Raw genomic sequence first — 24,940 nt, forward strand, 5'->3', positions numbered from 1 at the left:
GATTAACGACGTAATCCTAAACGTTGGATCAATTCGCGGTAACGTTGGATGTCAGTTTTACGTAAGTAAGCTAACAAGTTACGACGGTGACCGATTTTTTTCATTAAACCACGGTAAGAATGGTGATCTTTTTTGTGTGTACGCGCATGTTCGTTCAATTGGTTAATGTCTTCAGTTAAGACAGCAATTTGTACTTCTGGAGAACCAGTATCTCCTTCATGACGTGCGTATTCTTTAATGATTTCGTTTTTTCTTTCTTGTGAAATTGCCATTTGTTCCACCTCTTTCTCTATTATTCGTCTGATCACTGAGTGAAGCGTTGGTGACTCGCTAAACCAAGTGATAGATGGTGTGTTTCCACACAAGCTTACTTTACAGGAAACACCGCTAAAATGCAAGCTTAATCTCTATTATTCGATAGTTTTTTTAAACAATCTAGCCCCTTTTTTAGTGATTTTGTGATACACTAAATGGTGGTAAACAACTGATTATTTCAGCGCATGAATAAATAAAAGAAGAATTTTTTTATGTTTCAAAGGAGGAACCATTGAATGATTACAATGAAAGATATTATTCGTGAAGGGAATCCCACACTTCGTGCTGTGGCAGAAGAAGTGCCTGTCCCTATCACTGAGGAAGACCGACAATTAGGTGAGGACATGTTGACTTTCTTAAAAAATAGTCAAGATCCAGTCAAAGCCGAAGAATTACAATTACGTGGTGGCGTTGGTTTAGCTGCACCACAATTAGATATTTCTAAACGAATTATTGCTGTCCATGTTCCTAGTAACGACCCAGAAAACGAAACGCCTTCATTAAGTACGGTGATGTACAACCCTAAAATTTTGAGCCATTCTGTGCAAGATGTATGTTTAGGTGAAGGGGAAGGCTGTTTATCTGTCGATCGGGATGTACCTGGGTATGTCGTTCGCCATAACAAAATTACCGTCAGTTATTTTGACATGGCTGGCGAAAAACACAAAGTTCGTTTAAAAAACTACGAAGCGATTGTGGTTCAACATGAAATTGATCATATTAATGGCATCATGTTCTACGATCATATTAACAAAGAAAATCCATTTGCTTTAAAAGAGGGCGTTTTAGTCATCGAATAAAGAAAAAAACTGGGCCGTTTGTTTTCAGACAAACGGCCCAGTTTTTTTAAATGGCCTTCATTTCTTTTAAGGCTTTCCAAATCCCATCATTATCATTTGTATCTGTGACCATCGTGGCCACTTTTTGAATGGAAGGACTCGCATTGCCCATTGCGACGCCAATCCCTGCATGGCTTAACATTTCTCGGTCATTTTCGCCGTCCCCAAAGGCAATGATATTTTTTGCATCAATGCCCACACGTTTAGCTAAATACGTTAACGTAGCTGATTTTGAGCCATCTTTAGGCACAACATCTACGCTATGTTGATGCCAGCGAATAAAGCGAAATTCTGGGTATTCTTCTTCAAACGTACACTGATCTTCTGCGTCATAAAAAGCTAGCGCTTGGTAAATATCATTTTGACGATAAAAGTGTTCATCATAAGCAGGTGAATGAAAATGAAAAGAGTTCATCGCAATTTCCATTTTTTCAGCACGGTGCTGGTTGCTCTTCTTAATATCATCTAAGCCCACACAAGCAAATCCTAAGCCGCGTTGATCACTGTCTTGTGCCAAACGTTCCAACGCTTCAGCGTGCAATAAATTTTGATAATATTGCTCATGATCCACAAAAGCCGCGGCGCCATTACATAATACGTAATTGGTAAAATCTAAATCCCAAATCACCTCTTGCGCCATATAACGACTTCTGCCAGTTGCCAGCGTAACTAAGTGTCCTTGCTCCCGCAATTTTGCTAGCGCTTCTCTCGTGCTATCCAATGCTTTCTTCTCCGAATTTAACAACGTCCCATCAATATCAAATGCAAAAAGTTTTCTTTCCATCATTTCTCCTTATTCGCTCGCTTTCGCTAAATATTTACTGCCTTCTCGTTGTGCTAAAGGACTCAACACTAATTCTTTCATCAATTCCTCGACCCATTGCGGATTCGTTTTACTATATTGGCGCAATGACCAGCCAATCGCTTTTTGAATGAAGAACTCCTCTGTAGTTCTATCATAAATAATCGCCTTTTTCAACAAGTCCTGATTGGTCTTTTCTTTCAACATCAACTGTAAATTCAGCGCAACACGCCGATTCCAGAAATTTTCAGCGCCATAAAAAAGGGCAAAAATCGTTGGCAATTCAGTCAGATGCACCGCCACCCACGACCCAAAAAATTTTCGCCAAGCATCCACACTGTCCCACCACGCTTTTTGTGGAACATAGGCTTTAAACGCTACGACCTCTTCTAATGAAAATCTCCGAACATTTTGAAGGGCTAAATCAATAGCGACATACTGATATTCTCGTTCTGTTTTTTGATAATAAGCCTCAATCTCTTGGCATAATTTTTCCTTTGGCCACGTATGACTTTCTTTTAAAAGTTGTTTACTTAACGCTTGACGTTCTGGGGCGGGGGTGCCTGCAAAAACAAATTGATGTTTCATATAAGCAGACATTTTTGCTGCTGTTTCTGGGTTCTTCTGAAATTGAAGTGTGTCCATTCCTTCGCTCCTTATAATAAAAAAACTATACTAAAACAGTGTACCATGTTTTAGTATAGTTGGTTGGTCAATTAATCAAAATACGTTAAGTTTTTGTTGTCTTTATCTAACCAGGCATAGCCGAGACCCATAATTAAGCCACCACCGATAAAGTTACCGATAAAGGCCCAGAACAGATTATGAACAACATTACCAGCTGTGAAAGCTTCAATTGCGCCGTTTGAAGCAAAGTAAGCTAAACTGAAGGCTGGGAAGTTGGCAATCACGTGTTCAAAACCAAGGAACGCAAAGATAAAGATAATGAAAATAATGGCCGCGACTTTGCCGGCGTCATCTTTCATTCGCATACTCACTAATACGGCTGTATTAACTACAATATTGGCGAACATAGCTTCAACTAAAATTTGCAGGGTGGTTTTTTCTAATTTTCCAGCAATCGATGTAAAGAAGAAACTATCTTTTGGCAAATCTTGGAACGGCACCGTAAGTGATACCAAGAAACCAAACAAGACGCCACCAATTAAATTGAATAAGATACAGGTAAATAAAATTTTTGCAGCTAAGGAAAAGTTGACTTTTTTACGATAGACCCCAACAGTCATGTACAACATATTCGAGGTACCAAGTTCGGCATTCATATATAAAATCATCACAAGTGACCAACTGAACATGAAGGCGTAAAGCATTTTCCCTAAACCATGAGAAATTCCTTCTCCTTTAATTGCGATTGCAAAAGCAACGGCTGTTCCCAACGTTAAAAATAGACAAGCAAGCATTGCACGAACAGCGTAGCGGGAAAAGCTATTTGAGAATAAATTCACTTTCTTGTCGATGGATTTATCAATTTGTTCAAACAATGGTGAACCAGACTTCATTGTAAACTCCCTTTCATTCCGTTTTCAACTTATATTTTCAAAACATCTCCCCTTATTCTAATGAGGAAAAGTGTTTTTGTCTACCTTTTTTTCATATTTCACTTTAAAACCTTGACGTTTCCTATCCTATTAAGTATACTAGATTTTGTGTAAAATAATTGCAGCAGAAGAATAATAACTCGTCAACAGTTCATTGCCAAACTTGGTTCAACTGCGTAACCGCGGCTGCAAAGGCGAAGGTTGAAGAATGAACTGAACGAATATGAATTTTTCATCTAATTATTTTACTCCAAAAAAACATTTATTTATTGGAGGAATTTTTAATGTCTCGTTATACTGGACCATCATGGAAAGTATCTCGTCGTCTAGGTATCTCTTTATCAGGTACTGGTAAAGAACTAGCTCGTCGCCCTTACAAACCAGGACAACACGGACCTAACAGCCGTGGTAAAGTTTCTGAATACGGAATGCAATTAACTGAAAAACAAAAATTACGTCATATGTATGGCATGAACGAACGTCAATTCCGTACGTTGTTCATTAAAGCAAGCAAAATCAAAGAAGGTAAACACGGTGTTAACTTCATGGTTTTACTAGAACAACGCTTAGATAACGTTGTTTACCGTTTAGGTCTTGCAACTACTCGTCGTCAAGCACGTCAATTAGTTAACCATGGTCACATCACTGTAGACGGCAAACGTGTTGATATTCCATCATACCACGTTGAAGTTGGTCAAGTGATCGGTGTTCGTGAAAAATCTCAAAACATCTCAACAATTAAAGAAGCGGTTGAAGCAACTGTTGGACGTCCAGCATTCGTAAGCTTTGACACTGAAAAATTAGAAGGTAGCTTCACTCGTTTACCAGAACGTGATGAACTTTACCCAGAAATCGACGAAGCACTTGTCGTTGAATACTACAACCAAAAACTTTAAGATTTCAAAAGGTCGAACTACGGTTCTTACCTTCTTTCAAAACCTTGCCTTTCTTGGCAAGGTTTTTTTCTTTGCCCTCTTTACAAAATGGTTCACTTCCGCTAAACTATTGTTAACCAAATAAAACAATTGGTTAACAATAGAAAGTGAGGCTTCTTATGAATAAAGCATCGTTACGCTCTTTAATTTTAGCAGCAGAATTCGCTGTGATTATTGCTGTACTTTCACAATTTACAATTCCATTGGGGATTGTCCCACTAACCGGGCAAACATTTGCCATCGGCTTAACCGCTACCGTTTTGGGCAAGCGAACGGGGACCTACGCTATTTTAATTTACTTCTTATTAGGATTAATTGGTTTACCCGTTTACGCTGGGATGTCTAGCGGGTTCGGTGTACTCTTTGGACCAACTGGCGGCTATTTAATCGGCTTTATCTTTAACGGCTTATTAACTGGTTATATTTTAGAAAAAACAACCTTTAACTATACTTGGGCCATTATCGCAAATATTGCCGGTGCCTTAGTTACCTTAGTTTTCGGCATGATTTGGTTGAAATATTCCGCAAATCTGCCGTGGCCAAACGCTTTCGCTGGCGGGTTTGCTCCGTTTATTATTCCTGGTATCATCAAGGCTGTCGCAGCTGCTTATGTTGGTATTTTAATTCGCCAACGCTTTATGAAACGTTTTTTAGCACACCTTTCTTAAGGGGAAAACTTTTTTCTTTTCCTTGTCTGTAGTACACTAAAAGGACAAAGGAGTGAAGTCCATGTCCTCATTATTAAAACGATTGGTTCAGTTGGTTTTGTTAGTCGTCGCTGTCTTGCTAATTCGACACTATGTTTTCTCCCCTGCTGCGGTGAACGGCTCTTCAATGGAACCAACACTTCATAACAACGACCGTTTATGGGTGACCTCGATTAAAAAGCCACAGCGCTTTGATATTATCGCTTTTCCCAGTCCTCGCAACGGCCAACGAGTAGCCAAACGTTTAATTGGTTTACCTGGCGAAACAGTCGAGTATCGCGATGATACCCTCTATATTAATGGTGTATCACTCAGTGAAGATTACTTAGCAAGTGCTAAACGAAATGTCTCTAAAAATGAAAATTATACCCAAGATTTTACCTTAGAGACCTTAGAAGCCACCCAATCCCTGACCGTTCCAGAAGGTATGTATTTTGTCTTAGGCGATAATCGCCCGCGCTCAGATGACAGTCGTTACTTTGGCTTTGTTAAACAAGCGAGCGTGGAAGGTGTTTTGACTTTTCGTTATTATCCATTAGATAAAATTGGCTTTCCATAAAATAGTAAACCGCCCCCAAAAAGTTAGACTTTTTGAGGGCGATTTACTATTTTTTTAAGGTCCAGTGACTAAGTTCCACGTTACCGTTCCTTGATATTTTTCATTTATTTTCCCTTGGTTGGCAGGAACCTCTAATTTCACGCTAGCAAAATCAAACTCTAATTGATAGACATCATTACCTGTAAATTGGTTATTAAGAATTACTGGTGTAGATGTGCCGTCACTCGTCAAAGCTAACGGCTCCGTAACCCCAACTTTATTCGTTAATTCTGTGACTAGATTATAGTTTTCGATTGCTGCAACGTCTGCATTGCCTAATAATAAGCGCGTACTAGTTGGCAAACTATCGGTAGACGCTTTTAGCTGTGATAATTGTGCTGTCAACTGCCAATTGGGTTGGCTTTTCTTTATCCGTAAATACGGATTACGTGTGCCATTCCCATAATAATCAGCTGCTTTTTTCAGGCTGTACTGCTTAGTACTACCGCTAATCATAATTTTTCCAAAGTCAAACGTCGGCATACTAATGAAGCCTTCTTCTGCTGGTGTTGGCTCAATCGTTTGATCTTCGCCTTGAATACGCACAAAGTTACTAGCTGTTACTGCAGAAAAGTTCCCACTAGCTGTCATTTCTGCGGTTAAAAGTTGTCTTGGTTCTCCCGTGATTTTCGCTGTGTTCACTGTCACTAAAGCTTCACCATTCACCGGAATTTCCACACCCAAGTTAACTCCTGTGCGCCATTGTTCTGCCGTCACTGGAATAATTTTATTTGGCGTATTACCAAGGCGAACAGCTAATTGGGTCGGCGCCGAAATACCTGCCGCCCATTTGGCCGTTGGTGCTAGTTTAACGTTGGTCAATGGAACTTCACTAGTGTTTTTTAGCCTAACTGTCCAAATCATAGAAGCTTCATTGGAGACAACTTCTAGTAACCGACTAACGGTCATTTCTGCCGTTGCTTGGACTTCCTCATAGACTGCCGTCATGTCGTCTTTATCATCGTAAGTTACGGCATAACTTGGCGTTTTCGTAGTTTTCAACGCAGTTTTATCAGTACCTTTGTACCAACCTTTGAACTTGTAGTTTTTGTCCCCTACTGTGTAGGTGGCTGGCAAGGCTTTGGCACTGGTGTAGGTGAAGCTGTTACTTGTCATTGGTGTTTGTTTCCCTTGCGTGAAACCTGTCGGTGGCGTAATTTTAGCACCAGTGGCATCAACAAAGTTTTCGGTGACTTGTTTTCGTGTGACTTTATAGTTTATCGTTTGCTTGTAGTCGCTAGTTCCATCGAAACCAAATAATCTTGGTTGGGAATTTGCACTAGTTAGAAATAATAGACTAGGAAGGACATCTCTTGTTAGTCCTGATTGGCCCCACCTTGCCTTAACAGAAAAAGTATTGTTCGTCTCTCTGTTAAACACTGTTTCAAAACTAGTAAAACTAGTCGTTGCTGAATCCGATAGAAGGTTGGTGCCAATGTCACTAATGGTCTCGTAGTCGTACAACGTAATGGTTTTCGTTGTTGCTTCCACTTTGTCAACATACTTCAATTCATTCGTAATATCAAAGTTGTTCAACGCAAAACCTTTATTTAAAACACCTGTTGGTAGATCAGAAAAAAGTTCATAATCATTAGGAATCAAGACGTTTTGCTTGGTTTCTACTTTATAGCGATTAGCAACGGTCGCCTCTTTACTTCCCACCATTGGGTAAAGCGAACCTGTTGCTTCAAAGGGACTAGTGGCGGTTTTTCTGAAAAATTCTGTATAGTTTCCAGAAAGCGTAAGTGGATTCGTGAACGCTTTTCCTTGTTCATCGACAAACTCTGCGTAGAATCCTGGGTGAACAGTGATTTCTTGGACTTCTTCATAGACTGCCGTCATGTCATCCTTGTCATCGTAAGTGACGGCATAACTTGGTGTTTTCGTCGTTTCCATTTTGGTTTGATCAGTGCCTTTGTACCAACCTTTGAACTTGTAGTTTTTGTCCCCTACTGTGTAGGTATCTGGCAAGGCTTTGGCACTGGTGTAGGTGAAGTTCTCACTATCAATCACTACTTTGTTGCCTTGGGTAAAGCCTGTTGGTGGCGTGATTTTAGCACCTGTGGCATCAACGAAGTTTTCGGTGACACGGCGGTTTTCTAGATAATAATAGATGGGACTATCATCTTTAGAAATCACTACAATCCCCTCCGCTGGTCTCATAAATGCCATCCCTAAAGCGGTAAATGTTGTATTCGTTGGACTAACATTATATCGTGCTTCCGCCAATGAGAACTGGGTAGGATCTGCCATAGTGAATAAATCTCGATAGGTCAAATCATTAGGTATCTCAGTCTCTAAAACACCGGTAATAAAATTCTTTCTGCGAATACTAGCCGCTGGATAAACTTTGGCTGTTTTAGAATAATACGTTCCTGGGTTTTTCGTCAACGATTTATAGTATTTTGGAAGCGTAAATATTGATCTTTTCGCTCCATAAAAACTGAAACGCGTATCAGTCACGCCATAGAATACTTTCTCAGGAATCGTGTATTCTTTTACCATCCCATTATCTTTACCAATAATTTCCCCGATAATTTTTGGTGTTTCATCTGAAACATATTCTTGGAGATTCCCTTTTAAAGAAATTCCACTTGGATTGACTAAATTTCCTTGCTCATCAACAAAACTAAATTTAAACGTTTGTGCTGGTAAAGTTGTCGTCTCACCTAAATCCTCGTAGACCGCTGTCATGTCGTCTTGGTCATCGTAAGTCACGGCATAACTTGGTGTTTTCGTTGTTTTCAGGGCTGTTTGGTCGGTACCTTTGTACCAGCCTTTGAATTTGTAGGTCTTGCCGCCTGCCTTGTACGTATCTGGCAAGGCTTTGGCACTGGTGTATGTGAAGTCATTGCTCGTAATACTTGTTTGTTGCCCTTGCGTGAAACCAGTTGGCGGTGTGATTTTGGCACCTGTGGCATCAACGAAGTTTTCGGTGACTTTTTTATAAATAAGTGATAACTTATAATCGTTTTTTGGTAAAAAAGTTGCTAAATGTACTGAAGTTGAACTTGCTGGATTAGCTAAATAAGAAAAATAGTGTTGGATTTTATTCACTCTAGAAATACCTTCAACAGGTTCAGTTAATGTTTCATAAGAAGATATTTCAAACTTAGATTCATCAATCTTCGAGATGGTAGCTGGGGGAAGTTCTGCAAAATCACTTAAATTAAACAATCCTGAACTCCATAAATAAACTATAGGTGCATCAATCGTAATATCTTCAACATATTTAGGAGTTTGCAAAATAATATCATCTAAGTAGCGACGACGAGAAACAGCATTTAAATTAAAACTTATAGAAGGAATGGTGATATCAAATCCCGACATTATTTTAACTATCGGAACAGCTTGTTTTTCAACATTCGTTGTGATAATACTATTAACACTTGTTTTATCCATGGTTACCATGTTAGCTGTCAAGTTAAAGTCAGCCATTTGAATCTGAGTATTATTTTCTGCATCAATAGCTAGACCAAAAATAACTTCTGGAAATCTAATAATATTTGCATGTGTAAAATTTTTGTTTGCAATCAATGTCTTGATTTGTTGCTGCGCACTTGCTAAATTTCCTGCCTTAACCCCAATCGCTCGATTCTGGATTTGTACTGGGAGTTGCGGTGTGAGTTGCACCTCCTGCTGAGCTTCCGCTTCTTTTTGCTCCGCTTTCACTGGCGGTGCTTCCTTCTTTTCTACCGCCACTTCTGCTTGTTTCTCTATTTCCTTTGTTACTTCTTCTCGACTTGTTTCAGTCGTTGTTTCTTGCGTTTCACTACTTGCTTGCGTTTCTTCCTTGACGCTACTTTCAGCGGTCGGACTACTTTCAATCGTGACGGTTTCCGCAACTGCCGTCACGCCCGAAAAGGCATTCACTAGCAAAGAACCACATAAGCCAATAGCTGCAAGACGTTGCCATTTAGTTTGCTTCATGTCGTCCCTTCTTTCTATGTACCATTCCGACAAGGCCAATTAAGACCAAGCCGAGAATGCTAAGATTGGCCTGACTCTTACTTCCTGTACGCGGTAGTTGTTTGTCGCCAGTGGTAGGGGTGCCTTGACCGCCTGCCACACCTGCTTGATTAGTTCTCGTCTGTCCCGATACTTGCCCCTTAGGACTTGGCGCGTCTGTTTTCGGTGAGGGCTCTTCTTTCGGGGATACCTTTTTGTAAAATTCAATCCCCACCGAACTAGAACCACGTTCAGATGCTTCAACATTTATAAAAAAACTAGGGGAAAATAGTAGGCACGCAATCATTAAATAACGCTTTTTTTTCATTTAAAAACCTCCTTTTAAATCAACAACAGCTTTGAGCTTTTATTTCCTCATGCTCAAAGAACCTTTTTTATACCTCTATAATAACAAACAAAAAGCTTTCCAAAACACCATTATTTTCCATTTGACAACCCTATTTCCCACAAAACCCTTATATAACAAGCGTTTCGTGCTTTGTTATTTAAAATTATCCTTTGAAAATGATTGTCGAAACACGTTTATCCTTTAGAAATCGCCTTTAATTTCTTAAATTTTTGCTAACCAAACCTCAGAAAAGCTCACAATGTTAGTTTTCGATACTAACATTGTGAGCTTTTCTCATTTTTGACGATTAGATAATTCGATAAAATAACACTAAAACACAAAATGCTGTCTGTTTCTCTTATTGGGCAATAGCCAATTGGTACAATGGCAGGAGTTGTTGATAGGTTGCCAACATATACGCTCGTGCTTTTTCAGGGTTTTGCCACAAAGCACTATCTTTGGGAATGATGCGCCCAATTTCAAACTCACCTTTTTTTACATCTCTAAAACGAGTTAAGGCTTTTTCTAAATCCGTTTCCGGCAGCGGAGTAATTTGAGGAACCGTGTGATCCAAGGAAACATACGTATCTTCTGGTAATGCTTGGAATAATTGCTGATTCTCTAAAAAGGCTTGCGCAATCTGCTTTTCATTTTTAGGATTATCAATAAATGACAACCACATAAACACATAGTCGCCCCAAATGCCTAATTGAAAATGCGGCTGCATTTTATAGCCGCGCTTATTCGGACTGAGTGCGGACCAAGTATTTTCTGGTGGATACACGGTGCGACGGCGATGTTGCGCAATATGGACAAACAACTCCGTTCCTAGTTCAGGCGCTAGTTGTTCGGCAAAATACGTGTCTAATTCTTGAAAAATAGGTTGAATTTGCGCACGGATAACCGCCATTCGTTCATCTAATCCAGCAACTTCAAAGGCTGCGAATTCTTTTTCTGTAAACATCAACATTTCTCTAATTCCTCTCTCAACTTGTCTTACGCTTCTATTTTTGTCGATTTTGCCATGTTTCCAGTGTCATCCCACGATAAACATCTGTGACAATTTTCCCTTTACTAATTCGAGCATTGGGTAGTGTTCCTTCGTAGGTAAAACCAATTTTCTCCATGACACGACCAGAAGCTGGATTGTCTTGATCATGTAAAGCAAAGATTCTCATGAGTTTCATTTTTGCAAAACCCAGTTCAACTAACGCCGTCGCGGCTTCAGGCATGTAGCCATTGCCCCAAAAGGCACGGTTCAAGACATAGCCTAATTCTCCAACATTATTGGTTTCATTGACCCGCAAATCAATCGTGCCAATCATTTTGCCCGTTTCTTTCACTTCAATCCCATATTTTCCTAAAGGTTCCCCCATAAAATATTTAGCAATGTTTTGTCGTGTTTCAGCGATTGTTTGGTTTTTCAAAAACACATAGCGGACCGTTTCCTCATCTGAAGCATATTCGTACATATCTTCTGCATCGGCTAATGTGACAGGTCTTAAAATCAAGCGTTCGGTTTCAATTCGTTGGTTTTCTGCAAAAATCAATGGATAATTCATGAGCAAAACTCCCTACTTTTCTACATACTTTACCGAAAAACAGCGAAACACGCAAGGAAAATCGGCATTTCCCTCGCGTGTTTCTTTAATTGGCGTTTAAGCGAATGATGGCAATGATCGTTTGAACAGCTTTGGCCATTGATTCAACGGTAATAAATTCATATTGCCCGTGAAAATTTTCGCCTCCTGTAAATAGATTAGGCGTGGGAATGCCCATGAAAGAAATCTTAGAACCATCTGTCCCGCCACGAAATGGTGTGATGATTGGTTCAATGTCACAACTTTCCATTGCTTGGACGGCCAATTCTACAGGCGTCCAATCTTTTTCGATGATTTCCTTCATATTATAGTATTGGTCTTGGAAAGTAATTGTTAGTCTGGGTTTATCCGCCAGCGCATTTAAACGTTGGACTTGTTTTTCCAAAAATTGCTTTCTCGCTTGAAAGTTTTCTTGATCATGATCCCGAATGATATAGACAAGTTCTGCTTTTTCAATACTTCCTGTAAATTTATTGAGTAAATAAAATCCTTCATTTCCACGTGTTTGTTCTGGTACTTCCTTTTGCGGCAGTGATTGATCAAGTTGTTCGCCTAATTTAATGGCATTTACTAACGAACCATAGGCCGTTCCCGGATGGACACTGGTTCCCTCAATTGTTATCACAGCTTGAGCAGCGTTAAACGTTTCATACTCGAAATGCCCCACGCGGCCACTGTCGATTGTATACGCAAAAGCGACTGGGAAGTTCGGCGCATCAAATTGATCGGCCCCGCGTCCAATTTCTTCATCTGGACCGAAGGCGAGCCAAACATCCCCCCGCGCTACTTCTGGATGTGCCAAAAAATACTCAACAGCAGCTAAAATCTCGACAATTCCCGCTTTGTCATCTGCTCCTAAAAGTGTTGTTCCGTCTGTAGTAATCAACGTTTCCCCTTGATACTCTTTTAAATTGGGAAATTCAGCAACCGATAAAACGATGCCTTGTTCTTGATTCAAGAGGACATCTTGGCCATCATAATTAGTGATGACTTTGGGACGGATATTTTCTGCTGAAAAATCCGCCGTATCCAGATGTGCAATCAACCCGATGCTCTTCGCTGCAGGTTGGTTACCAGGCAACCGTGCCGTTAAAAAACCGTTTTGTTCGTTATAATGCACATCGGCCAAGCCTAATTCATGAAGTTCTGTTTCAATCATTTTGGCTAAAACCACTTGACCGACCGTCGTCGGTGTGGTTTGACTGTTGGCATCTGAACGGGTGTTAACTTTCACGTAAGTTAAAAATCGTTCGACTAATTTTTCCATTTTTTACTCCTTCTTCCTGAATCATTCTGTTAAATAGGCATTGCGCAAGTGGAAATAATCCCCATACAAGTGATAACTAATGCCTTTCAATTTAGGATTGATTAGATAATTTGAGGCACTTTGATACAGCGGTACTTGGGCAGCATCTTGGTTCAACAAGATGTCTTCCGCTTCTTTGTATTCTGCAAACTGTTTCTCTGGATTATTGGCATTAATCGTTCGTGCATCTTCTACCAATTGGTCGTATTTGGCATTATGATAATTGCCATAATTGTAACTTGATTCTCCTGCATATAAGTTAAAGTAAGAGTCTAATTCACTACTGCCGGCAATCCAACCTGAAAGAGACAACTCGTAATTTTTTTCACGTCGCGATTGGTTCACATTATTACTTGGTTGCGATGAAATGGTAATTTCTAAACCTGGCAGATTTTCTTGTAACTGACTTTGAACATATTCCGCAATTCGTTTTCCTTGATCTGTATCTGCCGCTAGCAAGGAAAGTTTCACTTTTTTACCGACATCCGCCTGGGCTTTCGTCCATTCAGCTTGAGCTTTTTTGATGTCATTTTTCAAATATTCGCCACTGTAAGCTCGGAAATCTTCATCTGTTTCTGGGTTCGCATAAAGTTTACTTGGAATCAATCCGTTGAGGGGTTTTGACCCATCGTTTAAGACACTTTGTGTTAAGGCTTCTTTATCAATTGCTTGGCCAATCGCTTTTCGTAAATGAACATTCGCTAATGGCGTTCCTTCTTTTTTGTTGAAATCTAAGAAGTAGTTGGCCACATCTGGATGACTGACATAGCCTGGATCCTCTTGATATTGTTGAACATATTGCCCGTTAATGCGAACTAAGTCTAGTTCATTCGCTTGATATAAGTTAATCCCAGTATTATCTTCTTTGATTGTACTAACCGCAACTTCTTCCAGTTTCACTTGATCCGCATCATAGTATTCTGGATTTTTTTTCAATGTCCAAGTATCTGAAGTCGCATCCCAATTGGCTAGCATAAATGGCCCGCTATAAAGTAAATGTTCACTATCCAAGGCGTAATCTTTACCTTGCGCTTCGACAAATTTTTGATTTTGTGGCGCTAACCAAGCAATCGAAACGACTGCTAAGAAGGAAGGTTGGGCCTGTTTTAATTCAACAATGAATTCTTTGTCATTAGGGGCTGAAATCCCTAATTCATCGACTGACTTTTCACCGTTGCGTATTTCAAAACTATTTTTAACACTATCTAGTAAATAGGCATTCGGTCCAATCGTCGCTGGTGTCACCAGTTTTTTCCAAGAATAAACAAAATCTTGGGCCGTGATTGGCTCGCCGTTGCTCCACTTAATCCCTTCCCGCAAGGTAAAGTGGTACTTGCGCCCATCGTCACTAATCTTGACATCTTTAGCTAGAGCTGGCACCGTGGCACTATCATCATCAAACCGATACAGGCCTTCAAATAAATGTTGCGCCATTGTAAAGGTATTTTTATCTGTTGTTTGTGTTGTATCCAATGTTGAGATTGGTGCAGGTGAACTAATACTGATTTTTTGTTCAGCTGCTAAATTTCCCGAATCTACTTTCTCTGCTGCTTCTTTGGTTCCGCCACATGCGGCTAAAAGAAACCCTGTTGCAATCAAACCTACTACTTTTTTCCCCAATTTCATGTTGTTGCCCCCTCATATTTTTTAAACAAATAAAAAAGCATTCGTCCTAAAAAGGACGAATGCTTATGCAATCGCGGTACCACCTTTGTTGATCTCTTCGCTAAAAAAGATCCGCTCGTTTCCAGTACAATCATACTGTAGCGCTATAACAGGCGCACCTGAATTGGTTTAAGCAAACGGCTTCAACCAACCTGTTCAAAGGCCATTTTCCCCTTTAACGTCACTACCTCTTCTCACCAAACGAGGCTCTCTGCAAGCTATTTTAAAAAGTACTTTCCTTCTCATCACATTTTGTTCTTTTATTTGTTTCATCAATCATACTGATTTACGGATAGTTTAGCAAACATTTTCGAGGCCGTCAACCACATTTTTAATTTAAAACTTTTTTGTTTTTCATCAAGAAGGTCGGGACAGAAGTGTTTAGCTCCGAGAAATAAGAAGAAATTTCCGAAAATTGTTCTTTAATTTTTGGAGAATTTCAGCTTATTTCCGAAGGAGTTGCTTTTGTTCCCGCCGTTTATCAGCTTTTAAGCCTAGGACAAAAATCCAAAGTGATTTTTGTCCTAGGCTTTTTTTTACTCTAATCCTTTTTTAACATCTTCTATCATCAAATGCATTGATTCTAATCCACCACCGCTTAGATACCAAACATCTGGTTGAAGCATAATGACTTTATCATTTTTACCAGCATCGGTTTTTTGAATCAATTCGTTTGCAGCGACGTTATCTTTTGAATCGTCGCCACCAATTGCTTTGGTGCGATCTACCACAAAGAGAATCCCAGGATTTTTTTCTAAAACATATTCGTAAGAAACACTTTGCCCATGAGTGGAAGCTTCAATCTTATCGTCTGCTGCTTTGAAGCCAAATGTATCATGAATTAAACCGAAACGAGAGCCTTTTCCGTAAGCGGAAAGTTGTCCTTCGTTAACTAACACAACAAGCGCATTATTCGCGCTAGCTTCTGCTTGCTTTTTCACGTCAGCAATTTCTTTTTCTAAGCCAGTTATTTTTTCTTTAGCTACCTCTTCTTTATCAAAAATAGTGCCTAACGTTTCGATATTTTGTTTCGTTGATGCCCAAGGATTTTTGGCATCTACAGCTAAGTAAATGGTTGGCGCAATGGCTTTTAATTGTTCTTGATAGTCTTGTTGACGACCAGAAATAATAATCAAGTCTGGTTTTAGTTGATTGATTTTTTCTAAATCTGGTTCTTTAATGCCGCCTGCTGATTCAACTTTTTGGTATTTTTTCAAATACGCAGGGATATTTTTGGTTGGCGCACCTACCACGCGGTCACCGACACCTAGTGCGTCCATTGTATCCAAGGAACCATTATCAAAAACAACGACTTTCTGAGGATTTTTGGGAACGGTTAATTGACCATTGGTGTCTTTGACTGTAACTTCCGTTTTGGCTGTTGTTTCCATTGTTGCAGAATCTGCTGTTTTTTTATTTGTTTGACAAGCACTTAACATTAACAGTCCCATCATTGAAACTGCCATCATTGCTAAAAATTTCTTTTTCATTTTTTTCCTCCAAAAACGTTATTTTTAAATTGCCCGATTTAGTGATAAAGACAAAAGCGTTTTCCTTCAATTTCACAAATCCGGATATTCATTTCATAAAGATCATTTAAAATACTTGTTTGAATAACTTCTTCTGTTGCGCCATGCGCATAGAGCTTTCCGCCTTTCATGGCGACAATTTCATCTGCATAGCTTGCGGCAAAATTAATATCATGTAGAACAATCAGAATCGTTTTTCCTAGTTCATCCACTAAGCGTTTAAGAATCTGCATCATTTGAACCGCATAATTCATGTCGAGGTTATTTAAGGGCTCATCTAATAAAATATAATCGGTATCTTGGGCTAAAATCATGGCAATATACGCCCTTTGTAATTGGCCCCCAGAAAGGGTATCAATGTATTCTTCCGCCATTTCAGTTAAGCCCAATTGTTCCAACGCTTCTGCTACTTTTTCATGGTCAGCGCTTTTTAAGCGACCTTTGGAATAAGGAAAACGACCAAAATTGACCAGTTCTCGCACAGTTAATTTAAGTTGTACACCGTTGGCTTGTTTTAAAAGGGCAATTTTTTGTGAAAAAGCCGATTGCTTCCAGGTTTTTACTTCTTGCTTGTCCAGATAAATTTCCCCGGTATCTTTGGGAATTAAGCGACTCATCATGGCTAGCAGCGTGCTTTTCCCAGCGCCATTCGGCCCAATAAAGGCCGTTAATTTGCCTTCAGAAATAGGTAAATCAATGTCTGAAACGACAAATTTATCGCCATATTTTTTTGATACATCACTCATCTGGATCATGTGCGTTGCTTCCTTTCTGCAATAATTTTCCATATAAAATAAACGCCCCCAACAAATTGAATCACGACACTGAGCGGGGTATTCAAATGAAAGACCTGTTCAACCATCAATTGACCAAACACCAGTAAAAAGACTGCTATTAAACTCCCTGCCACAAACAGTTCTCGGTGGCGATAGGTTTTCATGAATTGATAACTCATATTGGCCACGATAAAACCTAAAAATGTAATCGGTCCCACTAATGCTGTTGATAAGCCGACCAGACTACTGATCAAACACAACAACACTAATTGAAACTGATTCACAGCAATCCCCAAATTCTGTGCTTGATGGTTCCCTAAATGTAAAACGTCTAAACGGTAACTTTCCCGCCAAAGTATCCCACAAATTATGAGTACCGCCACACCAACGAAAACGAGATACTGACTATTGACGTTACCAAAACTGGCAAACAACTTTCCTTGGAGTAAGTCGTATTCGTTAGGATCCATAATCACTTGTAAAAACGTACTAATACTACTGAAAAAAGTACCTAAAATCATGCCAATCATCAATAATAAAAATAAATCGGATTGATTTTTGCGTAATAGAAAATACGATAAACTAGTACTTAAAAACACCATTAAAAAGACGTTCATCAAAAACGAGCCAAGACTTACTTGACCTAACGCTTGTGCGCCTCCTAAAAGAAAAAATAACACCGTCTGCACAAAGATGTACAAGGAATCCATCCCTAAAATGTTTGGCGTTAGGAAATGATTTTGCGTGACTGTTTGAAAACTAATAGTTGAAAAAGCCGCAGCGATTCCGACAAAAATAAAAGCCAATAACTTTTTCCCTCGTAACGCCAAAGCAAAGGACCAATTGCCATACGTGTTATAAGTTAAATAACAAAGGCTCACAATTACTACGGCAGCTAAAAGCAAAAGTAATGAAAGCCATTTTTTTAAAGGCCGTTTCATTGTTTGCGCCCCCTTAGTAATAATAAAATGAACAAAATGCTCCCTAATGTTCCGACAACCACGCTGACAGGAATTTCATAGGGGGCAATCAATACTCGTGCTAAAATATCACAGATTAACAAGAACAAACTCCCGCAAATCCCAGTTAACCACAAGGTATTTTTCATATGATCGCCATAACGTAAAGACACGAGATTAGGAATCACAACCCCTAAAAACGGAATATTCCCCACCATCAATAAAACGATGGCACTTGCTAAAGCAACCAGCGTCAAACCTAAAAACTGAATTCGCTGGTAATGGACGCCAAGACTATTTGCAAATGCTTCACCCATACCAACGACAGTGAAATGATAAGCAAATAAATAAATAACAAACCACAAAGGAATCATTAAGAATAACCATTCATAATTCCCTTTCATAACTGTGGAAAAATTTCCTTGTAACCAAGCAGACATATTTTGAACCAATTGGTATTGATAGGCAAAAAATGTGGCAATTGAGCCTAGAATGTTACCAAACATCACGCCCACCAAAGGGACCATCACTTGATTCTTACTTGGTAATAATCGAATGAGCGCTAAGAATAATAAGGTCCCGCTTAGCGCAAAAATAAAAGCAATTGCCGTTCGATAGAGAAACGGAGCTGTTGGGAAAAATAACATTGCAACTAAAATACCCAACCTTGCACTATCGGTTGTTCCAGCGACACTTGGAGCGACAAATTTATTTTGTGTGAGTTGCTGCATAATCAATCCAGAAATACTCATCGTACTACCAGCAATGATTAAACTCAACGTGCGGGGAACACGGGTGGTAAATAAAACAAATTGTTGCTGCGCATCTAATTGAAACAACTGAGAAAGTGCAATGTCCTTCACCCCTATCACTAATGACAATAAACTGAAAAGTAATAGTAGAACAAACAAACCAATCTTTTTCATGAGAAAACTCCATTTTTATTTAATTGAGAATGATTCTCATTCTTAATTACAGTGTATGAGAAAACCATCACAAATGCAACCACTTTTTTTCCTTTCTTAAAAACTTCTTCTCAAGCCGACTGACCAACGACTTATCTAAGATATGCTATAATGGAGGGAAACGTTAGGAAAGGAGTGTTACTGAATGGCGAATGATGACTTACAACAACGTCTGGATAAAGGAATGTACGGTACGCCCCTCGTTAATCCTGAAGAACAACACAAATACATGGGCACATTTCGTGAACGCTGCCGTCTCTCCATGACCGTCGCTGAAATGAAAGATGCACAGAACCAAAAACATTTATTAGAAGAATTAGCGAAGCATCCTGAAGTTACAGTACTTTTAAATGGCGAAATCTCTTCTGACCTGCAAAGTACCTATATTAAATTATTAAATCAGCATGGCGCAACCTTTAAGATTGTTAACAATTTTGTGGAGAACAACCCTGACTCTCTCGGCTTACTGTTAGCTGAAAAACATGCAGTCGATGAACCTGTGATTGACGTTACAGAAAAATATCCTCAAGCAACCGAAACGCCAAAAGAAGAGCCAACAGCTAAAAAAGGCTTTTGGCAAAAACTATTTCACTCATAAAAAGCTCAAGGAAAGTTATGAGCGCTTCCATTTATAATAGAATTATGCTATTATGAAAATGAAAAAGAGAGGTATGCGGGTACATACCTCTCTTTTATACCAGCGCCAGTTATAAGAACTGGTGGCTTACTGAGTTAAGTTTTTATTACTGTTTAACCGTTCGGCCTGTCAAGCTTATGAACGGTTATTTTTTATCGTTTTTCGTTGCTTCAAGGATACCGAAAATCAGTAACGCAGTAACGCAACAAGGGTTGCAAAACTAATCATCAATTCCAATGTCGCTTCGATTGACAAAAAAAATGCTCCTTTCGTTAAAGTGCATCGGATACACATAGGCATCACCTGCCTCTCTAACTCAGAGCCACCGTCATACAACTTTCATTGGTAATAGCTTTAGTATAACCTATTGGGTTCACTAAGAAAACGTTTTTATAGGAATTTTCTATAAAATGATATAAGTTATGAGCGCTTCCATTTTAAATAGAATTATGCTATTATGAAAATGAAAAGAGAGATATGCTACTACATACCTCTCCTTTTATACCAACACCAGTTATAAGAACTGGTGGCTTACTGAGTTAAGTTTTGAATCTTAACCGTTCGGCCTACGAAGCTTGTGAACGGTTATTTTTTATTGTTTTTCGTTGCTTCAAGGATACCGAAAATCAGTAACGCAACAAGGGTTGCAAAACTAATCATCAATTCCAATGCCGCTTCGATTGACAAAAAATGCTCCTTTCGTTAAAGTGCATCGGATACACATAGGCATCACCTGCCTCTCTAACTCAGAGCCACCGTCATACAACTTTCATTGGTAATAGTTTTAGTATAACCTATTGGGTTCACCAAGAAAACGTTTTTATAAAGAATACCGCCAAAAAATCTATTATGAATTTTTTGGCGATATTCTTTTTTTATTGAACCACTTCTGGGTATAAAAGTTTTAAAACGTCCATTGTCAAGCGTCTACCCTGTCCAGCGTATGGATACACATGCATGTGCATGGCTGGATTAAAGTTCGCTTCGATAATCCCGTACGTTAAGCTATCACGTGTGCCTTTTACGTCTTTATCAGGAATGATTAAATCAATGCCACAAATTTTGGCTCCTAAAGCAGCTACGGCCTCAATGGCGATTTGTTTATAACTATCATCAATGACATCGGTCATATCAATCGAATCCCCGCCCGTGCTAACATTAGAATTTTCTCGCAAGTACACGATTTGCTCTTTTTCTGGCACAGAATAGATAGTTAAACCTTGTTCTTTCAACATTAGTTTTTCTAAATCATTTAACTGGATTAATTCTAGTGGTGCACGGTGATTGGTCCCCCGCAATGGATCACTATTTTTAGCGGCCACCAATTCTTCTACAGTGTGTTTGCCATCTCCGGTAACATTGGCTGGCACGCGCAACATGATGGCTTTTACATCATTATTTAACACAAAGAACCGATATTCTGTTCCAGGTAAAAACTCTTCAATTAAAACCGCTGTGTCCTCTTTAAAAGCAATCCGTAACGCTTCCGTAAAGTCTTCCAACGAAGCGCCTTCTTTAAAAATGGTAATTCCTAAACCGTAATTCGTTGATTTTGGTTTCACGACAAACGCTTTATTGGCGTAGCGTAAATGTGCTTCTTGTGCCTCAATAAAAGATGAAAATTCTTCACCGCCAGGCACATGGAACCCTGCTGCAGACAAAATTTTCTTTGTCACGGTTTTGTTTTCCATAATCAATGGTACCACGTAGTTATCTTTGCTAGTCATGTTGGCATTTTTGACGTATTCAATGTGCTCGCCATGTTGCAGTTTCAAAAATTGCTCTTGTTCATCTAAAATTTCGATTTCCAAACCTTTTTGAATCGCATCAAACAAGAAAATTTGTGTGGATAATTCCATCTCACGGAAACCAGCTAATTGATAAGGGCGTTCAAAGGCCATACTTTGATATTGGTTTCCAAAAATATTTCCCAGTTCACTGTTGGAGTTTTCTTGAATAATCGTCCACATTTTGCCAGAAACGGTGTCTTGTGGATTCCGCAGTTGTTGATAATACTTACCGACAACTTCTTTGCCTTTGCGAATGCCTAGAGCATCTAACATATCAATCATTTCTGAAAAAATCCGATCGCCTTCTGCAATTAACTTAATCGTTTCATGAGGATGACCAAGAGCCACTTGTTCATTAAAAATATCGCCAGTTTTTACCCATTCATCCGCTTCTTCTTTTTCATCTGTCCACAATAAATACAACATGAAATAATGTAAGAAATCCACAGTATCTTCCACAATGCCTAAACGTGAAAAAGGATTTAAGTCTAAATTACGCAACTCGATATAGCGAATACCTGTTTTAGGCAGATCAGACATTTGTTTCCCGCCACGTAAGCGCACAGGCGCATAAAATTCTTTTTCTTCAGAAAGTAAACCATTTTCCACCATGCGATGAATATCTTCTAAATAGCGTTCCAATGAGGCATACGATACTTTCACATTGTCATGATTTCTGTAGCCATACGTACTATTCCGAATACTGCGAATGGGTTCTTGCGGCTGGTCGTCATAGACCCTAAAGTAGCCGTCTTCACTAACTGGCGAAGCCCCAAAAAGATACGTAATTAACCAACGATAGCGTAAAAAGTTACGGGCAACTTTCATGTACACTTTCGTTTTAAATTGTTTGCAATCTGTCACTTCGGATTGTTCATCATATAATTGCTGAATCAGGGCTTGGTCATATTCAAAATTAAAATGAATTCCGCTGACCATTTGTTTTCGTTTGCCATACTCTTTTGCCAAATAACGACGATATAACACTGCATCATATTGATCTAATTTAGCAATTTTAATCTCTTCATCTTTTGTTGGTAATTGTGGCGGCATGCTTAACGGCCACAGCATTTCATCTTCTGGAATCGAACGACGAGCCACATCGTGAATGGCATCTAAAAAACGAAGCATTTCTGTGCCGCTATTTGCTACAGGCGTGATTAGTTCTAATTGTGTTTCACTAAAATCTGTTTGAATATATGGATGATAAGAACGGTTACCAAAAACCGTGGGATGATCAGTTGTCGCTAAAAGCCCTTCTCGTGTACTACGTTGGTTTTCTTTTTCTAAACCAAAACGAGCCATCAATACGTAAGGACGAACATTTTTCTTTTGCATTAATTCTCTATAATTCATCTTGTCGCCTTTCTTTCTACAAACTATCTGTTTCTCTTACTATTATATAGGAAAACGAGTAAATATGCTGTTTTTTTGAACGTTCGCTTGGGAATTTTCGAGACACTTTTAGAGAGCGCCTTTTTCCGTTATACTGAAAACAACTAGTTTATAGAAAGTGGGGATTGCTCATGAAAAATCGTGCATTACTTTTAATTGACTTTCAAAAAGGCATCGAAAGTCCGTCGCAGCAATTGTACCGTCTACCAGCAGTGTTGGAAAAGGTCAATCAGCGTATTGCTGTCTACCGCCAACACCATGCGCCCATTATTTTTGTTCAACATGAAGAAATCGAATTACCTTTTGGCTCAGACTCTTGGCAACTTTTTGAAAAGCTGGATGCACAGCCCACAGATTTTTTCATCCGCAAAACACATGCGAATGCCTTTTACCAAACAAATTTAAATGATTTATTGACGGAACACGACATTCAAACGTTAGAAATCGCTGGTGTCCAAACCGAGTTTTGTGTGGACACTACAATTCGGATGGCTCATGGTTTAGGCTATACGTGTTTGATGACACCGAAAACCACTTCCACCTTGGATAATGGACATTTAACCGCGGCACAAATTATCCAACATCATGAAGCTATTTGGGCTGGCCGCTTTTTGACTTTTTTGCCTTCAATAAATTGAGGGCTTTTCCAAAAAATTGTTTGTTCACTATGTTTTCTTGTCGTATTTCATGTTAGTATAAGGAAAAAGTGTTCAGTTGATTAGTTGAAGATTTAGAGTGTGGGACATAAGTCGATTAGGCTTGTCTCTCATGTTCTGTCTTTTTTTATGTCATCATTCACTAAACTAATAAATAATTGGAGGTATTTTATGAACAAATTTTTTACAGCCCAACGTTTAAAAGACACCGCCTATGTAACAGTCGGTGCATTCATTTTGGCCATTTCAATCAATGCGGTCTTATTGCCAAATAAACTTGTCGCAGGCGGAGCCAATGGCATTAGTATTGTTATTAATTATGTTTTCGGGATTAGTCCCGCCATTGTTCTTTACGCCATCAATATTCCTCTTTTAGTGCTTTGTTTCTTACTTCTTGGGAAAGAGGTCGGTGTCAAAACCATTTATGGCAGTCTTATTTATCCATTTTTTGTAGGAATTACTTCGGGGATGCCTGTTTTAACACATAATATTTTTCTAGCAGCATTATTTGGCGGTATTATTACAGGTGCTGGCCTAGGCTTGGTTTTCCGTGGCAATGCTTCAACTGGTGGGACAGCAATCATTTCACAAATTGTCAATAAATACTTCAAAGTTTCCTTAGGTATTGCTATTTTATTCGTCGATGGTTTAGTCATTTTATCAGCAATGTATGCTTTTAATGCAGATATTGTGTTATTCTCTTTAATTTGTTTATTTACAATTGGTCGTGTCGTTGACATGATTCAAGTTGGTCTGGTTCGCTCGAAGAATGTGATGATTATTTCACCAAAATATGTCGCTATTCAAGAACGCTTATTACGTGAACTAGATAAAGGTGTGACCTTGGTGCCAATCGAAGGCGGTTATCGAAACGCGAAAGGCATGCTCTTAATGACCGTCATTCGTGAAAAAGATTTTCCCCGCTTAAAAGAAGCCATTCTTGAGATTGATGAAGAAGCCTTTTTGATTTCAATGAGTGCGAGTGAAGTCTACGGAAAAGGATTTAGCTTGAAAAAAGTAGCTGATTCCTATGGCGTTGAAGCTACTAATGCCAATAATTTACAATAGTTTTTTGTAGGAAAAGAGCCGCAAAATCTGTAGAGATTTTGCGGCTCTTTTTACATCTTCATCCAGACAGGTTCTAAGCTATTGCCATCCAAATCTTGCACTTCTAAGCCATACATTTGCTCTTCTGGTATTCCCATATCAACTCGGTAGCAGTTGCCTCCGTTAGCTTTGGCGGTTTCGCCAAACTGTTTTACGGCTTCGACACTCTCTAAACTAAAGGAAATTAATGCCCCACTGGTTGTTTGCGCATCAATAATTTGCTTTTCTTGGATAAATTTTCCATAAAAGTCATGGTTCAACAACATAATCCAAAATTGATCATCCCACATCATCGAACTAGCTTCCTCTGTTGAAAATTCCTCGTTCTTTTTGAATCCAAGTTTTTCATAAAATGCTGTAGAACGTTGGACATCCGCTACTGGGAAGTTAACAAAAACCATTGTGCCCATGTGATTCATCCCTTTCTTTTAATCATCTACGACAGCTAAGTGTGCGTTGCGACAAAATCAACAAGCTTGTTTGATTTATACTAGCATATTCA

The 24,940-nt window shown here is 39.1% G+C and carries 24 protein-coding genes and 1 other annotated feature; of the genes, 7 read left to right on the forward strand and 17 right to left on the reverse strand.

All coding sequences use genetic code 11. The features are described from left to right. Nucleotides 1–2: 2 nt before the first annotated feature. Nucleotides 3–272, reverse strand: coding sequence for a 30S ribosomal protein S15 (rpsO, locus tag IGL93_RS12145; RefSeq protein ID WP_002354983.1), 270 nt, complete (start codon nt 270–272; stop codon nt 3–5). Between the two features lie 279 nt (nt 273–551). Here rpsO and def point away from each other — a divergent pair, with 279 nt between their 5' ends. Next, entirely contained in the window at nt 552–1,115 is a 564-nt protein-coding gene (gene def, locus IGL93_RS12150; protein WP_002354981.1) for a peptide deformylase, read from the forward strand. Between the two features lie 46 nt (nt 1,116–1,161). Here def and IGL93_RS12155 read toward each other — a convergent pair whose 3' ends face one another. From IGL93_RS12155 to IGL93_RS12165, 3 genes are all read right to left on the reverse strand, one after another. Continuing rightward, complete coding sequence (locus IGL93_RS12155; protein ID WP_002361040.1) at nt 1,162–1,938, reverse strand: HAD family hydrolase; 777 nt, start codon at nt 1,936–1,938, stop codon at nt 1,162–1,164. A gap of 9 nt (nt 1,939–1,947) precedes the next feature. Further along, the gene (locus IGL93_RS12160) at nt 1,948–2,601 is read right to left on the reverse strand and encodes a DNA alkylation repair protein (RefSeq protein WP_010776165.1); all 654 of its coding nucleotides are present in this window, start codon (nt 2,599–2,601) and stop codon (nt 1,948–1,950) included. 71 nt (nt 2,602–2,672) lie between these two features. Beyond that, nucleotides 2,673–3,476: a formate/nitrite transporter family protein gene (locus IGL93_RS12165; RefSeq protein ID WP_002365340.1), complete on the reverse strand. Its 804-nt coding sequence runs from the start codon at nt 3,474–3,476 to the stop codon at nt 2,673–2,675. Nucleotides 3,477–3,799: 323 nt separating this feature from the next. Between IGL93_RS12165 and rpsD the strand changes: the two genes are divergently transcribed. From rpsD to lepB, 3 genes are all read left to right on the forward strand, one after another. Further along, nucleotides 3,800–4,411, forward strand: coding sequence for a 30S ribosomal protein S4 (gene rpsD / locus IGL93_RS12170; RefSeq protein ID WP_002365342.1), 612 nt, complete (start codon nt 3,800–3,802; stop codon nt 4,409–4,411). Between the two features lie 158 nt (nt 4,412–4,569). Further along, the gene (locus IGL93_RS12175; protein WP_002354975.1) at nt 4,570–5,118 is read left to right on the forward strand and encodes a biotin transporter BioY; all 549 of its coding nucleotides are present in this window, start codon (nt 4,570–4,572) and stop codon (nt 5,116–5,118) included. Between the two features lie 61 nt (nt 5,119–5,179). Next, on the forward strand, nt 5,180–5,716 hold the full coding sequence (gene lepB / locus IGL93_RS12180; RefSeq protein ID WP_002385230.1) for a signal peptidase I: 537 nt from the start codon (nt 5,180–5,182) through the stop codon (nt 5,714–5,716). 54 nt (nt 5,717–5,770) lie between these two features. Here lepB and IGL93_RS12185 read toward each other — a convergent pair whose 3' ends face one another. The 10 genes from IGL93_RS12185 to IGL93_RS12230 form a co-directional block, all read right to left on the reverse strand. Beyond that, nucleotides 5,771–9,685: a WxL domain-containing protein gene (locus IGL93_RS12185; protein WP_010776166.1), complete on the reverse strand. Its 3,915-nt coding sequence runs from the start codon at nt 9,683–9,685 to the stop codon at nt 5,771–5,773. Further along, complete coding sequence (locus tag IGL93_RS12190) at nt 9,672–10,031, reverse strand: LPXTG cell wall anchor domain-containing protein (protein ID WP_010713730.1); 360 nt, start codon at nt 10,029–10,031, stop codon at nt 9,672–9,674. The genes IGL93_RS12185 and IGL93_RS12190 overlap by 14 nt, the downstream gene beginning before the upstream one ends. A gap of 379 nt (nt 10,032–10,410) precedes the next feature. Further along, complete coding sequence (locus IGL93_RS12195; RefSeq protein WP_010713729.1) at nt 10,411–11,022, reverse strand: YktB family protein; 612 nt, start codon at nt 11,020–11,022, stop codon at nt 10,411–10,413. Nucleotides 11,023–11,056: 34 nt separating this feature from the next. Next, a complete protein-coding gene (locus tag IGL93_RS12200; protein ID WP_002415462.1) occupies nt 11,057–11,614 on the reverse strand; it encodes a GNAT family N-acetyltransferase in 558 nt (185 codons plus the stop codon). A gap of 85 nt (nt 11,615–11,699) precedes the next feature. Beyond that, entirely contained in the window at nt 11,700–12,920 is a 1,221-nt protein-coding gene (pepT, locus tag IGL93_RS12205) for a peptidase T (RefSeq protein WP_002408266.1), read from the reverse strand. 21 nt (nt 12,921–12,941) lie between these two features. Then, a complete protein-coding gene (locus IGL93_RS12210) occupies nt 12,942–14,585 on the reverse strand; it encodes a peptide ABC transporter substrate-binding protein (protein ID WP_010713728.1) in 1,644 nt (547 codons plus the stop codon). A gap of 48 nt (nt 14,586–14,633) precedes the next feature. After that, nucleotides 14,634–14,879: a binding site (T-box leader), on the reverse strand. A 281-nt stretch (nt 14,880–15,160) separates the two neighbouring features. After that, nucleotides 15,161–16,114: a siderophore ABC transporter substrate-binding protein gene (locus IGL93_RS12215; protein ID WP_033626077.1), complete on the reverse strand. Its 954-nt coding sequence runs from the start codon at nt 16,112–16,114 to the stop codon at nt 15,161–15,163. 38 nt (nt 16,115–16,152) lie between these two features. Next, the gene (locus tag IGL93_RS12220; RefSeq protein WP_010776168.1) at nt 16,153–16,908 is read right to left on the reverse strand and encodes an ABC transporter ATP-binding protein; all 756 of its coding nucleotides are present in this window, start codon (nt 16,906–16,908) and stop codon (nt 16,153–16,155) included. Further along, on the reverse strand, nt 16,905–17,870 hold the full coding sequence (locus tag IGL93_RS12225; protein ID WP_010776169.1) for an iron chelate uptake ABC transporter family permease subunit: 966 nt from the start codon (nt 17,868–17,870) through the stop codon (nt 16,905–16,907). Before IGL93_RS12225 ends, IGL93_RS12220 begins: the two co-directional genes overlap by 4 nt. Next, nucleotides 17,867–18,814 (reverse strand): ABC transporter permease, encoded by a 948-nt coding sequence (locus tag IGL93_RS12230; RefSeq protein ID WP_002354960.1) that lies wholly within the window; start codon nt 18,812–18,814, stop codon nt 17,867–17,869. Before IGL93_RS12230 ends, IGL93_RS12225 begins: the two co-directional genes overlap by 4 nt. A 184-nt stretch (nt 18,815–18,998) precedes the next feature. Here IGL93_RS12230 and IGL93_RS12235 point away from each other — a divergent pair, with 184 nt between their 5' ends. Continuing rightward, nucleotides 18,999–19,451, forward strand: a complete 453-nt coding sequence (locus tag IGL93_RS12235; RefSeq protein WP_002359057.1) for a YueI family protein — start codon at nt 18,999–19,001, stop codon at nt 19,449–19,451. Nucleotides 19,452–20,075: 624 nt separating this feature from the next. On the opposite strand, the gene IGL93_RS12240 is transcribed toward IGL93_RS12235, so the two are convergent. Together IGL93_RS12240 and gshAB are read right to left on the reverse strand one after the other, a co-directional pair. After that, on the reverse strand, nt 20,076–20,177 hold the full coding sequence (locus IGL93_RS12240; RefSeq protein WP_224800345.1) for a putative holin-like toxin: 102 nt from the start codon (nt 20,175–20,177) through the stop codon (nt 20,076–20,078). A 188-nt stretch (nt 20,178–20,365) separates the two neighbouring features. Further along, nucleotides 20,366–22,636, reverse strand: a complete 2,271-nt coding sequence (gene gshAB, locus IGL93_RS12245; RefSeq protein WP_010776170.1) for a bifunctional glutamate--cysteine ligase/glutathione synthetase — start codon at nt 22,634–22,636, stop codon at nt 20,366–20,368. 170 nt (nt 22,637–22,806) lie between these two features. Between gshAB and IGL93_RS12250 the strand changes: the two genes are divergently transcribed. Both IGL93_RS12250 and IGL93_RS12255 read left to right on the forward strand, forming a co-directional pair. Beyond that, a complete protein-coding gene (locus tag IGL93_RS12250) occupies nt 22,807–23,313 on the forward strand; it encodes a cysteine hydrolase family protein (RefSeq protein WP_010776171.1) in 507 nt (168 codons plus the stop codon). Between the two features lie 189 nt (nt 23,314–23,502). Next, nucleotides 23,503–24,399, forward strand: a complete 897-nt coding sequence (locus IGL93_RS12255; RefSeq protein ID WP_002354953.1) for a YitT family protein — start codon at nt 23,503–23,505, stop codon at nt 24,397–24,399. A gap of 50 nt (nt 24,400–24,449) precedes the next feature. Here IGL93_RS12255 and IGL93_RS12260 read toward each other — a convergent pair whose 3' ends face one another. Next, nucleotides 24,450–24,848: a VOC family protein gene (locus IGL93_RS12260; RefSeq protein WP_002361020.1), complete on the reverse strand. Its 399-nt coding sequence runs from the start codon at nt 24,846–24,848 to the stop codon at nt 24,450–24,452. Nucleotides 24,849–24,940 lie beyond the last annotated feature (92 nt).

It is taken from the genome of Enterococcus sp. DIV1328a (assembly GCF_050536905.1).
Classification (GTDB): Bacteria; Bacillota; Bacilli; order Lactobacillales; family Enterococcaceae; genus Enterococcus; species Enterococcus faecalis.

Excerpts from the sequence above, each read along its gene's own strand:
- IGL93_RS12165 (WP_002365340.1), bottom strand. The coding sequence starts at position 3,476 with ATGAAGTCTGGTTCACCATTGTTTGAACAAATTGATAAATCCATCGAC.
- IGL93_RS12175 (WP_002354975.1), top strand. The coding sequence starts at position 4,570 with ATGAATAAAGCATCGTTACGCTCTTTAATTTTAGCAGCAGAATTCGCT.
- gshAB (WP_010776170.1), bottom strand. The coding sequence starts at position 22,636 with ATGAATTATAGAGAATTAATGCAAAAGAAAAATGTTCGTCCTTACGTA.
- rpsO (WP_002354983.1), bottom strand. The coding sequence starts at position 272 with ATGGCAATTTCACAAGAAAGAAAAAACGAAATCATTAAAGAATACGCA.
- IGL93_RS12260 (WP_002361020.1), bottom strand. The coding sequence starts at position 24,848 with ATGGGCACAATGGTTTTTGTTAACTTCCCAGTAGCGGATGTCCAACGT.
- IGL93_RS12215 (WP_033626077.1), bottom strand. The coding sequence starts at position 16,114 with ATGAAAAAGAAATTTTTAGCAATGATGGCAGTTTCAATGATGGGACTG.
- def (WP_002354981.1), top strand. The coding sequence starts at position 552 with ATGATTACAATGAAAGATATTATTCGTGAAGGGAATCCCACACTTCGT.
- IGL93_RS12225 (WP_010776169.1), bottom strand. The coding sequence starts at position 17,870 with ATGAAACGGCCTTTAAAAAAATGGCTTTCATTACTTTTGCTTTTAGCT.
- rpsD (WP_002365342.1), top strand. The coding sequence starts at position 3,800 with ATGTCTCGTTATACTGGACCATCATGGAAAGTATCTCGTCGTCTAGGT.
- IGL93_RS12220 (WP_010776168.1), bottom strand. The coding sequence starts at position 16,908 with ATGATCCAGATGAGTGATGTATCAAAAAAATATGGCGATAAATTTGTC.
- IGL93_RS12190 (WP_010713730.1), bottom strand. The coding sequence starts at position 10,031 with ATGAAAAAAAAGCGTTATTTAATGATTGCGTGCCTACTATTTTCCCCT.
- IGL93_RS12200 (WP_002415462.1), bottom strand. The coding sequence starts at position 11,614 with ATGAATTATCCATTGATTTTTGCAGAAAACCAACGAATTGAAACCGAA.
- IGL93_RS12160 (WP_010776165.1), bottom strand. The coding sequence starts at position 2,601 with ATGGACACACTTCAATTTCAGAAGAACCCAGAAACAGCAGCAAAAATG.
- IGL93_RS12230 (WP_002354960.1), bottom strand. The coding sequence starts at position 18,814 with ATGAAAAAGATTGGTTTGTTTGTTCTACTATTACTTTTCAGTTTATTG.
- IGL93_RS12235 (WP_002359057.1), top strand. The coding sequence starts at position 18,999 with ATGGCGAATGATGACTTACAACAACGTCTGGATAAAGGAATGTACGGT.
- IGL93_RS12250 (WP_010776171.1), top strand. The coding sequence starts at position 22,807 with ATGAAAAATCGTGCATTACTTTTAATTGACTTTCAAAAAGGCATCGAA.
- IGL93_RS12255 (WP_002354953.1), top strand. The coding sequence starts at position 23,503 with ATGAACAAATTTTTTACAGCCCAACGTTTAAAAGACACCGCCTATGTA.
- IGL93_RS12185 (WP_010776166.1), bottom strand. The coding sequence starts at position 9,685 with ATGAAGCAAACTAAATGGCAACGTCTTGCAGCTATTGGCTTATGTGGT.
- lepB (WP_002385230.1), top strand. The coding sequence starts at position 5,180 with ATGTCCTCATTATTAAAACGATTGGTTCAGTTGGTTTTGTTAGTCGTC.
- IGL93_RS12155 (WP_002361040.1), bottom strand. The coding sequence starts at position 1,938 with ATGGAAAGAAAACTTTTTGCATTTGATATTGATGGGACGTTGTTAAAT.
- pepT (WP_002408266.1), bottom strand. The coding sequence starts at position 12,920 with ATGGAAAAATTAGTCGAACGATTTTTAACTTACGTGAAAGTTAACACC.
- IGL93_RS12195 (WP_010713729.1), bottom strand. The coding sequence starts at position 11,022 with ATGTTGATGTTTACAGAAAAAGAATTCGCAGCCTTTGAAGTTGCTGGA.
- IGL93_RS12210 (WP_010713728.1), bottom strand. The coding sequence starts at position 14,585 with ATGAAATTGGGGAAAAAAGTAGTAGGTTTGATTGCAACAGGGTTTCTT.